This is a genomic window from Thalassobacterium sedimentorum (genome assembly GCF_031127905.1).
GTDB lineage: Bacteria > Verrucomicrobiota > Verrucomicrobiia > Opitutales > Coraliomargaritaceae > Thalassobacterium > Thalassobacterium sedimentorum.
On sequence record NZ_JARXIC010000039.1, the window covers coordinates 18745 to 32111 of the forward strand.

The following is a 13367-nucleotide window of genomic DNA, read 5'->3' on the forward strand; positions in this document are numbered from 1 at the left end:
ACTCGCGAAACAATCAACGGATCACTCTGACTGCTGAATGTGTACTCGCTTTATAAGTCGTTGATAATTAAATTTTTGTTCGGTGTGTTTTGTTTGGTGTGATTAGTCAGTCGTGTTCTCTGCATCGCTGAGTAATGGTTTGGCTTCGCTGGCAGTGCCTCGACGAAACATAAAGGGCCTGCGAATCCAGCCCATCAGACCGGACTCTTCTTGTTTGATTTCAGCTTCCGCTTCGTCCACAGCACTTTCCCATGCGGAACTGAAGCCCGGCGCCCGTGCATTCATCAGTCGTATCGCCTTTTCGTATAGGTGGAGCATCCTGATTTCGGCACGTCCCGGCTTCTGCTTGAGTGCGCCAATAGTCTGACTTAGATTTCGATTGGTCTGTTGCATCGCGACCAGTTCTTCTTTTAAGGATTCATTACCTTTGGCGGTAATTTCCATCTGTGTATGGAGGTGCCCTTTTAAGATTTCGATTTGACCATTGAGTTGATGGATTTTGGTGGCTGTTGCAGCGCGTTCGTTTCGCAGTTTACCCAAGGATCGAAACCAAACAATCATGGCGATAATGAGCCCGGTACTGAGTCCAATTACGAGTGGATGTGTAAAAAATTTGAGGAGCGTTTCTTCCATAGTAGCTAAGATTGAAGGGGACTGTTATGAATTGCGACTCTAAGTATACGTTTTAAACCATTGTGGGCTTTTTTTCACTTAGTTCTCTACTCGCAAGGAGGCTTTCTCGTGATTGGATGCCAGTGGCTTTGCTCGCTTTCTAGTTACGATGATGATGTCAGTGTTTTAGCAGCTGAGAAAACTAATTATAATGCTATGTTTAAGTTGTTTTTTATCCTTATCTAGTGCTCACCGTTTATGCATTCTAAGTAGTGTTCGAGTGATTGAGATGTGAATTTAGATGGTGTACTTTACGTAAAACTGAGGAAAAATCTTGCGGTGTTTCTGAAAAAGACGTGTTTTGCGAGCTTTCTAACCTATCCCCCCTGTCGATTCAGGGTTATTTCAAATGATGCTACCAAAATCGTTCTTCTTTTTAATAACTACCTCTATGCCATTTTTGGGTCTTGCAGCTCAAACTGTTGGGAATGAGCCAGCGCGGGAGAGTGCATCCGCTGAGATTATCAAGGTGTCGGAAACGATGTCACATGACGCGATGTATTGGGTTCTACGAGGCGTGGAACATAATTTTAGTGTTCAAATCGGCCGTATGGAGATCGAGAATTCTCAGGATCGAGTGAATATTTCGTTAGGGGCTTTTGCTGCCCGTGCGACGACGAGCGCTCGGTTTAACAAATCGGAACGTGCCCAGAATCGACAGCAATTCTTTGCGACCAATAGTATTGCGCCGATCTTTGAAGAAGAGGTCGCGTCTCTACAGATGAGCATTGAAGATCGTTACGCCTACGGCACGCGTGTTGCGCTGACGACATCAACCAATCGTATTGAGAACACTACAAATCAGACAGCGATTAATCCGAGCACTTTTACCGGGCCTCGTTATTTTCCGGAATACCAGACGACGACTCAATTGCAGGTGGTGCAGCCGTTGTTAAAGAATCGTGGGACACGGGTTAATATGGCGGCCACTGATTTGGCACGCACCGAAGTCTTAGGCGCAGAATTCGAACTACGTTCAGAGTTTGAAAAAGTGATTGCGCAGATTCTGATTGCATATGCTGAAACTGAATTTGGAATCGCCAATCTGAGAGTTAAAGAAGATGCCGTTAAGTTAGCTGATGGTTTGATCGCTGAAAATCGTCGACGGGTAGAAGAGGGGATGATGTCTCCGATCGATGTAACGCAAGCGGAGGCTCGGCGGGCAGAGGCACAGGAAGAGGTCGTTGGAGCTCGAACATTTTTAGCTGAGCGACGGAATCGTTTGTTAGAATTGACGGGGGCTGATTATGTGTTTGGTGCTGAGGTTCGCATTGGCTCGAGCGCCGCTGGTATTTTGGAAGTTCCGGTGGCAGAGCGTCTGGTGTTGGCGCGTGAAATGTTGAAAACGAATCCGATTTATCTGGCCGCGCTGACGCGTGCTGAAGCCGAAGGGATTCGTGTGGCTTATGCGAAGAACCAGCTATTGCCGCAACTCGACCTTGAAGCGACGATTGGCTATAATGGTCTGCAGGATAGTTTTACCAGTAGCTATGATGATTTTGGAAATCGTAGTACTCCTGATTGGTCGGTGGGGCTTGTGTTTTCGATGCCTTTGGATCGCAGTGCGGATCGTGCCCAGGTGAGTGTTGCGAAGCGTGTGCAGCGTCAAGCTTTGCTGACGGCTAAGCAGACTGAAATCCAGTTGTTAGTTTTATTGGACAACAGCGTGCGTGAAGTGGAATCTGCCCAGGAGCGTATCGGTTTTGTGAAGGAGTCGGTTCGTCTAGCCGAAGAGGCCTTGGTTGCGGAAGAGAAGCGCTTGGTCTCGGGGCTCACTACGAGTTATAATGTTTTGAATCAACAACGTGACCTAAGCTTTGCGCGCACGCGTGCTTTAGCGGCTGAGGTGGAGCTCTTTCGGGCAGTGACTCAGTTGTATGTGGTGATGGGCTCGCTCAGTCAGGAGTTGAATTTTGAAGTGACTACTACGAGTCATGTTGCCATGGTGGCTGAATAAGTCGCGGCGCCTTTAGTCATCCTTGAGTCGATCTATCTATTATGAGAAAACAAGCCACTTTCTTCCTCTTGGGATGCATGTCTGCGATGGTGTCGTGGGCTCAACCAGTTTCCGGGCTCGTCTTTCCATTTCGTGAGGTGAGCATTTCGAGTCCGGTGCAGAATTTTGTGACTGAGTTGCATGTGCGCGAAGGGGCGGAAGTTAAAGCAGGGGACTTGATGGCGCAGTTGTATGTGCGCTCGGTGGAGCTCGATATGGAGCGGACGGCTGCGGCCTTGCGTAAGCGGGAATTTGAGAGCAAGGGCTCGCAAAATCTCTTTCGTGAAAAGTTGATCAGTGAAGACGAAGCGCTGGCCAGTGAGATTGAACTGCGCTTGGCGAGTTTACAGTATGAAATCGCTAAAGAAGCGGTGGAGCTGCGCAAAATTCGAGCACCAATCTCTGGGATTGTGGTCGAGCGTAATAATGAGATCGGGGAAATGGTTGCCGTGGGGGAACCGATGTTTCGAGTGGTGGATATTGATCAAATCTACGTGCGTCTGTTTTTGACGGTTGAGGACTCGCGTCGCTTTCCGGTGGGGCGTGCGGTTGAGATGACTTTTCCTGAATTGGGCGCAGACTCTCCAGTTATCGCTGGGAGTGTCGACTTTATTGACCCGAGAGTGGATTCAGCGAGTGGTTTGTTGCAGGTCAAGATTTTGGCGTCCAACGAGGAACGTCTTGTGAAGCCGGGATTGCGGGCTGTCATTGAATTAACACCTGAATCAACTCTTTAACACTACTTTAAGCGTGGACATCAATAACTTCGTCAAACCAACTCGGGAGCATCTCGAACGTCTTCAACGAGTTCGTCTGTTCAGCGGGGATGCGCCTGCGTTTTGGGCTCAATTCACCGAAATCGCTCAGGAGATGACAGGTGCCAGTCAGGCGCGTTCAATGGTTCGCCTCAATGGAACATGGAACCTATTGGCAGCATCGCCGGCGGCAGGTGTGAATCATCGTGCGTTTTTGCAAAGTGGTTTTGAAGAGCAGGCCAACGCGGCGCTGACGGGGGGGCGTGGTGTGATCGTCGCAGCCGAGTCTGAAGCAGGCGCGGTTCATTTATTACATCCGCTGGATACGGATGAAGGCTCGCGCTCCTGCTTGCTGGAATTACGTTTTGCACCAGAGGCGCGACCGGCACCAGAGGCCGAGATCTGGTCGGGGCTCTTGCCTTTGCTAGCAGATACGCCACGAATGTATCAAAAAAATCGAGCTTCGCTTGAAATGGAGCACGACATTGATCGCATGCGCGAGGCTTTGGATGTGTTGGCGGTGATCAATGGGCAGCGCAAATATTCACCTGCGATTATGGCTCTGGTCAATGAGGTGGCCAGTCGCTTGGACGCCGAGCGTGTCTGCTTAGGCTGGGTGAGTGCGCCATACGTGCGTGTGGTTGCGATCAGCGGCACAGAAAAGTTCGAGCGCAAAATGGAGATTTTGCAAGAGCTGGAAGCGGCTATGGAGGAGTGTCGCGATCAGGACGAAGAACTGGTTTGGCCCGCTCCTTCAAATTCGACGGCAATTTATCACGACCATGAAGTGTATGCCCGCAAATCAGGTTCGGCTTGTTTGCTTTCGGTTCCGATTCGGGATGCTGGAGAAGTGGTGGGGGTACTTACTGTGGAACGCGCTAGTCCTGGATTTACTGAGTCCGAGGCTTGGGGCTTACGTGTGATTGGCGATCAGATCGCGCCACGTCTCATTGATTTGAAAAAGGAGTCTCGTTGGTTCGGTGCACGCTGGGCGACGAGTGCGCGTGAGTTACTGGCGAAGGCACTGAGCCCGAATCACACCTGGCTCAAATTTGCTGCGATCGTGAGCAGCATTATTTTATTTTTAGCTTTGTTAGTGCCTTATAGTTATCGGGTGAGTGCGACTTTCATTATACGTCCAGACAGTTTGGCGCATATGCCTGCGCCTTATGAGGGCTTTATTGCAAAAGCAGGTGTGCGCCCGGGGGATCTCGTGGTCGCTGGGCAGACTTTGCTCGCGCTAGATGATCGTGATCTGAGCATTCAGCATGCGGAAACGCTGGCTGAGATTCGTCGTTATGGTGCGGAAGCTGAATTGGCGGAAGCCGAGGGGAAACTCGCTGACCTGCGTGTGGCGCGTGCTCAGAAGAACCAGGCGCAAGCTAGACTTGATTTCTTCGATTATCAGCTGGCACGCGCAGAAGTGAAAGCTCCGTTTGACGGGGTGGTGGTGCAGGGGGATTTGCGTGAGCGCATTGGTGCACCCATCAAGCAGGGCGAGGTGTTGATGCAGGTGTCAAAGTTGGATGGTTTGTTTCTCGAGATCCGACTGGCTGAGCGCGATATTGATCTGATTACCGGGCATCGAACAGGCGAGGTGGTTTTCTCTAGCCGTCCTGACATTCAATTTCCTTTTGTCGTGGAGATGGTTTCACCCTCGGCGCAGGCGAATGGTGAGGGCAATGCCTTTACTGTGCGGGCACGACTCGAAGAGGATGCGGATTGGTTGCGGCCTGGTATGAGTGGTGTGGCTCGACTCGATGCGGGTAATCGCACCCTCGCTTGGCGGGCGACTCACCGTATTATCGATTTTATTCGGATGCGATTCTGGTTCTAGGCCTCCTATTGACGTTATTTATATTTGATGGAACGTAAATTGTTCAGTGAGTCTTGGCACCGAGTGGCCGCGCAAAAAATTCGTTTGCGTCCATCTGTTCGCGTGCGGAAGCAGTTTTTCCGCGGTAGCACCTGGTTCATTGCGAACGATTTGTATGGGGATCAGTTTTTTCGCTTTCGTCCTGAAGCCTGGGATTTTATCGCCCGCCTGGATGGCACTAAAACTGTGGAAGAAGTCTGGCAGATGTGCTTGGATCAGAATGGGGATGTGGCGCCGGGGCAAGGAGAGGCGATCCAAATACTTTCCAATTTATATCGCAGTAATTTGATCGTTTCCGATTTTCCTTCCGACGTGGTGCAGTTGTTTGAGCGGCAGCAAGAACGTCATGCACGGGAGTGGAAGGCTCGACTGTTTGGTATTTTCTTTTTGCGGATTCCGTTGTTTGACCCCGATGCCTTCTTAAATCGCACGATGCGCTATGTGCGTCCATTTCTGTCGATTTTTGGCGTTGTTTTATGGTTGGCTCTGGTTGGTTCGGCGATTGGAGTCGCGGTGTCAAATTGGGATGCCTTATTCGAACGCGGGCAGGGTGCTTTGAATCCTGCTAACTTACCCTTATTGCTGGTGGCTTTTGTGCTGGCTAAACTGGTGCATGAGTTCGGGCATGGTTACGCAGTTAAGCGCTTTGGCGGAGAGGTCCATGTGATGGGGATTACCTTTCTTGTCTTTACACCGATCCCTTATGTGGATGCCACTGCAGCTTGGGCTTTTCGTGAGCGATGGAAGCGGGTTTGGGTCGGTTCCGCCGGCATGATCATCGAACTGGTTCTAGCGGCCTTTGCGACATTTATTTGGGCGTCAACTGGGCCAGGCTTGTTGAACTCCTGGTGCTTTAATTTGATGTTAGTGTCATCGGTCTCGACCATCCTGTTTAATATTAATCCGCTGCTTAAGTTTGATGGTTATTATATACTGTCGGACCTTACGGATTCGCCCAATTTACAAACACGTGGCATGCAGCAATTGTCTCACTTTGTAGAGCGCTATGCATTTGGTGGTCAACATTCGCAGAGCCCTGCGGCGAGTCGTGGCGATGCGGTGTGGTTGGCAGGGTTTGGCGTGGCAAGCTGGCTCTTTCGTGTCTATATTACTTACACGATTATTATGTTCGTTGCGGACCGCTATCTCGGGCTCGGCTTTTTGGCCGCTGTCTTGACGGTGATTGGTTTGGTCGTCATCCCATTATATAAAGGAATTAAATATCTGATTAGTGAGCCACGCATCGAGCGAGTGCGCACGCGCGCCTATTTGGTGACCGCATCGTTCTTAGCGCTTTGCTTCTTATTGTTGGGTGTGTTGCCTGCGCCTCGATATTTCCGTGCGCCCGGAATTCTCTTTGCCGAGGATGCAGAGTTTATTGTCGCCCGTAGTAGCGGGGCCGTGTCTAATTTTGAGGCAGCGCCTGCGAGTGCAACTGCCGGGATGACTATGCTTCGTTTGAATAATCCGGAGCTGCCACTATTGCGGCGGCAATTGGAAGCTGAGCGCGAGCAGTTAGCGGCTGTTGAGCGTTTGCAGATGGATAAGGAGGGCATGGGGCGCGAAGTGTTGCGTGAGCGCAGACGTGCCAATGATATTCGTATTGAAGAACTTGAAGCACAGGAAGGTGCGATGGAGGTGCGCGTGCCTAAGGACGGGTTGTTGGCCAGCTTGCAGCCGAAGGAACATTTTCAGCGTTGGATACAACGTGGCGAAATTGTAGGTGAGAGCATACCCGAGGGAACCTGGCGTTTCTTTGCTGTGGTCTCGCAGCAAGATGTGAATTTATTATTCGAACAAGAGATGCATGGAGTGAGTTTACGCTTCCCCGGGAATGCAGGCAAAGTGGTCGAGCCGAGTGGTCTTCAGATCGTGCCCGGGCGGCAGGAATATTTGCCGAGTCCCGCTCTGGGCTGGCGCACGGGGGGGCCGATCCGTGTGCGTGAAGATGACTCGGATGGAGTGCGTGCGGCGGAACCGTTTTTCCTGGTGATGTTAGATGTGGAGGCTACCGGAGCGCCACTGCATCATGGACGTGTTGGACTGGCACGCTTTCGCGTCGAGAATGAAGCCTATTTAAAGCAATGGTACCGCAAGATTCGTCAGGTCGTACAGAAACGTTTCCAACTCTAATCGATTTGCGCGCTCCTTCCTAATCAATAATGGCTAAGCCCACATCAGATCGTTCAAAGCCAGCAGCGTTGAAGTCGGTTCGTTTTGTCGCGCCGCGCAACGAAGCGCGGCGAACTGAAATTCGAGAGGTCGAGCCAGTGCTATCCGGGCTGGATGGCTGGGTGCACGATCAGGTGGGACGCTGGAAGTCGAAGCCGGTGAAGAGTGATGCGATGTGGGAGCAGGCCGGCTCGATTGAGCAGGCATTGCGGCAGCTGAGCCAACTCTCGGAGCGTCAATTTCAGTCGGAATTGCGTGCGATGCGTCAGCAGGTGCGTCGTCACGGTGCAAATTGGCCACAACAAGTGGGGCTCGCCCTGCCACTTGTCGCGGAGGCGGCGCGGCGCAGTCTTGGGCTAACCGCTTATCGAACACAATTGATGGGAGCGCTCGGAATTGGCAGCGGTTCCTTGGTCGAAATGGCGACCGGTGAAGGGAAGACGCTGACGATTGCACTGGCGGCAGTGATTGCAGGATTTACTGGGAAGCCCTGTCACGTGATTACCGCCAATGATTATTTAGCGACTCGTGATGCGGCTGAGTTGAGTCGTCTTTATGAATACTGTGGGCTGACTGTGGGAGCGATCGCTGCTGAATTAGAAGGGCCGCAGCGTCGTGACGTTTATTTGTCGGACGTAGTGTATTGTACGGGTAAAGAGTTGGTGGCGGATTATTTACGCGACCAAATTGCTCTGGGGCCCTTGGTGGAGTCGAGGCGGCGCGCGATGACTTATTTGCTGCGTCGACGACGTTGGCGCGATCAACTTGTACTGCGTGGCTTGAATATCGCGATCGTCGATGAAGCAGACAATCAGTTGATTGACGAGGCTGTGACGCCACTGATCATTAGTCGCAAGCAGGAGAATGAGTCGATGCGGGAAGCATGTTATGCGATTGATGCCTGTGCTTCCACTTTCTTACCAGGCGAACATTATGATGTAGTTGAGCGCTTTAAGGAGATTCGTTTGCTCCCTGATGGACGTCAATTGATTGAAGAATGGTGTACTGAGCGACGTGGTTTACTTTCGGCGCCGGACTGGGTGGCTGATCTGGTTTTACAGTCCTTGCAGGCACGTCATTTTTTTCTAAGAGACCAACAATACGTCATGGTAGATGGTAAAGTCGTGATTGTAGATGAATTTACGGGGCGACCGATGCCTGGTCGTAATTGGCGCTTAGGGCTGCATCAAGCCGTGGAGGCGAAGGAGGGCTGTGAGATTTCGGCGCCTTCCGAAACCTTGGCACGCTTGAGCTTTCAAAACTTTTACCGTTATTTCGAGCATTTGTCGGGAATTACAGGCACCGCCCATGAATCCTGGCGTGAATTTTGGCGGATTTATGATCTACCTTTTCTCAAAGTTCCGTATCACAAGCCCAATCTGCGTCGAGATGAGCGGGCTGCTTTTTTTGCTAGTGAAGAAGCGAAATGGGCCGCAATCGTAGATGAAATTGTCCATTTTAACCAGCTCGGGCGTCCTGTTCTAGTTGGGACGCGCAGTGTGGATGCCAGTGAGCATCTCGGGCGTCTATTGTCGCAATGCCATGTCGAATGTAAGATCCTCAACGCGGTGCGACATGATCAAGAAGCCGATATTATTTTGCGTGCGGGCGATGATGCTGCGGTGACAATTGCGACCAATATGGCCGGTCGAGGTAGCGACATCCGTATTTCAAATTCAGTGGATAAGCTGGGAGGCTTGCACGTGATTTTGACTGAAGGACATGAGTCTGGCCGTGTGGATCGACAGTTGCGCGGTCGTGCGGCACGACAAGGTGGGCAGGGGAGTTCCCGCTTGTTTGCTTCCTTTGAGGATGAATTGTTTCAGCGTCATCTGAATCGCTTTATGCGATTTGTTACTCGGAAATGGATCGATTGGGCACTCCCTGGGCGTCATGCCATGCTGCGCTGGGGCTTCCATTTCGCCCAAAGAAGAGCTGAGCGTCGCAGTCAGCGCCAGCGTTTTCAATTGATGAAGCAAGACCAGGAAATCGCAAAATCTGTCATTGGGGGCGGTGCAAAATCTGCGCTTTAGACCCATCGAATGAGTCCGATCCACTCGATATTTTAGTCTCAATCAAAAAAAATGCTGATTTTAAATGAAGAATGTAGATCAGATTGTGGGATGTGATCGGTTAAATAAGTCTTTAATTTATATGTTACTTACGGAATTTAGTAAGCGAAATCCACTAGCTGCCATGATTCTGTTACTTATATTTTTCAAAAAAAAACTCGCTAACCATGCAGTATCGTAATTTTACTTATAAGCTCACGGCCTCAGGCTAATATCTACTTTCATGTCATCTCATCATACACCGTCATTTAGAGTTGAAGCGCTGGAACAGCGTATTTTGCTCTCAGCTGTCCCTATGGACGGTGGTTTGGCGGACTATCAGGACGATGATTTTAGCTCGGCAACGACGCTTTTTGAAGAATATAGCGAGCAAGGTAGCGTTTCTGATAGCCTATCAGAAGGTTCTGATGTGCTAGGTTTGGACTCTGATGGAGCACTTTTTGCAGGAGCGATGCCGCTGGATAATAACTTCGATGAAGCTGTTTTGGAAGAAAATCAGGATGAATCGGAGGTCTTGGACGATGCTTCTCGCGATGCTTCTCGCGATGATTTAGTCGAAAATGAGGCCTCAGAGGACACTGCAAATGCCTCAGAAGATGCATTTGATGACAGCTCAACCGTGTTCGCTGCATCCAGTATTTCGAGCTCAGAGGACAGCTTGACAGAGGAGGTTGAAAGTGATGCGAGCGTCGCTGAAAGCTCTGAAACTGCCACTGAATTTGCGGCGATCACCGCCGAATTTGATGCCAATGACCAGCCAATCGAGCCGACAATCGTCGCCTCTGGTGCGAACAGCATGCTGGATCAGCAACAAGTCACTTTGACGCTAGGGCAGGGGCCTCCGGCGGAGGAAAATACGACTGCTAATTTGCATAATGCGCTCAATAGTAGTGATTTAGATCAAAATGAAATTTCGCCAGTAGCTGAGTCCGATCAGTTGCCCGTTTCTCTGTTGAATCATGTCTACCCTGACTTTAGCTCTCTAAACCCTGCACATCACCCCATTTTGACGCTCAGCCCGAGCGACCTCGGTGCCACGATTGGTATCGGTGATGGTGCTACCGGCGACTTTGTTTTAAGTAATGCCGACATCGACTTTCTTTCTCGTTTCGAGCGAGTGATCATCGGCAGCCAAAATGCCCATCACTCCTTTCATATTGGAAATCCTGAATTAGCTGATTCGGAGATAACATTCAATTTTTCACTTTCCCTTATTTCGCCTCAAACAGGTGGTGAAGTTTACCAGCACTCAAATATTGTAGTCGGGGAAGGGCACAGCTTTGAAATTATCGGTTCCAAGAATTCCACTCACTTGAGTGGCACGACGACTGTTGCCGGCGACTTGACTTATGATGACTCAGTCATCCTGGATGGTGATGTCATTCTTAACGTCGGTGGTAATTTCAATTTAGCTGCTACAGGATATGTTTTAGGTAACGATGATGGAGTTGCTGACTCGCTGACAATTACCGCTGACGGAAATATTTTTATTGGTGGCGATATCGGCGGAGCGGATTTTCATGATCTGACTTTGAACGCTAGCGGTTCACTTGTGATTGATTCTACTGTCACTATTTCAACTCGAGCGCTCACAACGGGAGCCGATGCGATCACTGGTGTATCCATTGCGGACTCTGGCGACATCACACTGGTCGGCACATCGATCGAAGTTGAGAGTGGGGCACGTTTACTCTCTCATGTCGAAACTGGGAGCACCTTTGAATTTGGCGACCTCGTCCTAGAAGCAGAGCAATCTGTTCTTTCAGATCTTGCACGCAACGCAGCTGGTGCAGCCACACCGGCAGTTCTGTTAGACGGAGTTGTCATTCACACCGGGGCGGTTTCAATTATTGCCAGTTCCGATCCGGAAAACCCCGTGGCCGGCATCGGATCCGTTACTTTGGACCAAGTGATCGAACGTATCACGGATTTGATTTATAATTTCGATGCTGCGATTCAAGCACAGACACTTTCATTTGAGGTGGTTGGACTTTCGCTTTCTGCACTCGATGTGGTTTCATTGCAGGGGGATTTCGCCTTTAGTAAAACCGGCACTTCTTATATTCAGGCCTTGGCAGTCAATGTGAATGCCAACTTAGGCACAGGACCAGTTTCGGTTGGTCTGAAAGAAGGAGCCTTAGGGCTCGTGATGACTGAAAACGGTTTTGCACTCGAAGCCAGTGGAGCCGTTCATTTTGAAGGTGGGGCAATTGCCGCTGTCAGCGCAGAAGCCGTAACATTACGCATCAACCAAACAGGCGCTGAGTGGACTAGCCACTTAATTGAGATCGACACTTCCAGTTATACGATCGCGCAATTGGCTGCTTCGACTGATTTGTTAAGCGTTAATGTAGCTGGTTTTGAAGCTACGCTGCTAGATTCAGTTTATTTGCGCGGTAATTTCGCATTTGGAGCCGATGGTGTATTAAATACTTTGAGTGCTGTCGGTAGTGACATCGAAGGTGGTCTTGTAGTGGGCGCTTACACTGTCGGGGTTGAGGAAGCATCTTTCGGACTCTTCTTTGACGCCACTGGTAAATTGGCTTTGGAAGCTGAAGGATCTATCTTTAGCGATTTGCCTGGCGATATCACGCTGGGTGCGGACAGCGTGCTTCTTAAGGTGAATGAGACCAGTCAGGACATGACAGGCGAAGTGCTGCTGGTTGGGGGGGACAATTATACTTTCAGTGAATTACCAGCTGCCAATCCAGACACACTGATCGAATTATTGGTGGCGGGTGCACATCTCAGTGCTTTTGGCTTCTTTGAAATTTCAGGTGATTTTGCATTCACTCGTTCAACGGCTGATGTGTTACTAGATAATAGTGATGAAGTGGCAGTGGATACACTTTTGATTGGTTCCAATGATTTGTCCGCATTTGTCGGATTGAATCCAGATACGGAAGATGCGATTGGATTCGGATTGAGTGGAGTGAGTCTTGCCATGGCGATCCTGACAGATCGTGTTGATGCGACACGTAGTTGGACCAGTTTACAAATGACTGCCACCGCAGCTGCCTTTAGTGGAATTGATGGCGTGACTATTTCAACCAATGAGTTGTCGGTCGCAGTCAATACCGCCAGTGCCGATGGACGCTTGGTGGATTACGTTTCACGCGGATTAGAAATTAAAACAGGAGCATCCACTGATATGACATTCGATATGGATGCGAGTGCCGGTGAGTTGATGCAGGCGAGTGGTACACTGAATGTTGAGTTGTTTGAATTCTTTTCTGTTTCCGGAGATTTTGCACTCAATAAGAGCTCAAGCACGATTACTCTGAGTGATGCAGGCGCGACCCAACTAAGTGTGGATCAGTTAACTCTGGGTGGAAGTCATCTTACAGCCTTTGCTGGACTCGCCGCTGGCAGCAGTGATGCATCCGGTTTCCAGCTTACCGACCTGAATTTTGCGCTTGGTATTTTTAGTGATCAGACTGACCAGGCACGTAGTTGGAGTGCACTACAGGCTACCGCCGGGAGTTTCGAATTTGTCGGTGTTGACGGGCTGAGCGTTGCGGGAAGCAGCTTGTCAGTTGCGATTAGTCAGGCCTCAATGGGCGATGAGGTCGTTGATTTCGCAGTCGATCCGATTACTATTGCCACTGGACCTAGCAGCAGTCGCGACCTTGATCTAGACGGCTCGCGTGGTGCATTGTTGGAAGTGAGCGGCGATGTTGATATTGATGTATATGGGTTTGTGGCACTCACCGGTGGTTTTGCCTTCGCGAAGTCTGAAGCGACAGTTCCAGTCTATTTGAATGAAGCGACTGGCGATGTTGCAGTTGAATTATTGACCATCGGAGCGAGTGATGTTTCTGCCT

Annotated in this window: 7 protein-coding genes; 6 read left to right on the plus strand and 1 reads right to left on the minus strand. The window is 50.1% G+C overall.

Annotated features, from left to right (window positions below):
• Positions 1-102 precede the first annotated feature (102 nt).
• On the minus strand, positions 103-633 hold the full coding sequence (locus tag QEH59_RS16075) for a hypothetical protein (protein WP_308986405.1): 531 nt from the start codon (positions 631-633) through the stop codon (positions 103-105).
• 430 nt (positions 634-1063) lie between these two features.
• On the opposite strand from QEH59_RS16075, the gene QEH59_RS16080 reads away from it, so the two are divergent.
• From QEH59_RS16080 to QEH59_RS16105, 6 genes are all read left to right on the plus strand, one after another.
• Positions 1064-2629: a TolC family protein gene (locus QEH59_RS16080; protein WP_308986406.1), complete on the plus strand. Its 1566-nt coding sequence runs from the start codon at positions 1064-1066 to the stop codon at positions 2627-2629.
• A gap of 41 nt (positions 2630-2670) precedes the next feature.
• On the plus strand, positions 2671-3405 hold the full coding sequence (locus QEH59_RS16085; protein ID WP_308986407.1) for an efflux RND transporter periplasmic adaptor subunit: 735 nt from the start codon (positions 2671-2673) through the stop codon (positions 3403-3405).
• 13 nt (positions 3406-3418) lie between these two features.
• On the plus strand, positions 3419-5260 hold the full coding sequence (locus tag QEH59_RS16090) for a GAF domain-containing protein (protein ID WP_308986408.1): 1842 nt from the start codon (positions 3419-3421) through the stop codon (positions 5258-5260).
• 27 nt (positions 5261-5287) lie between these two features.
• Positions 5288-7432: a hypothetical protein gene (locus tag QEH59_RS16095; RefSeq protein ID WP_308986409.1), complete on the plus strand. Its 2145-nt coding sequence runs from the start codon at positions 5288-5290 to the stop codon at positions 7430-7432.
• Positions 7433-7461: 29 nt separating this feature from the next.
• Positions 7462-9504 (plus strand): preprotein translocase subunit SecA, encoded by a 2043-nt coding sequence (locus tag QEH59_RS16100; protein ID WP_308986410.1) that lies wholly within the window; start codon positions 7462-7464, stop codon positions 9502-9504.
• 262 nt (positions 9505-9766) lie between these two features.
• Positions 9767-13367: LEPR-XLL domain-containing protein (locus QEH59_RS16105; protein ID WP_308986411.1), on the plus strand; the 3601-nt coding region annotated here is incomplete at its 3' end.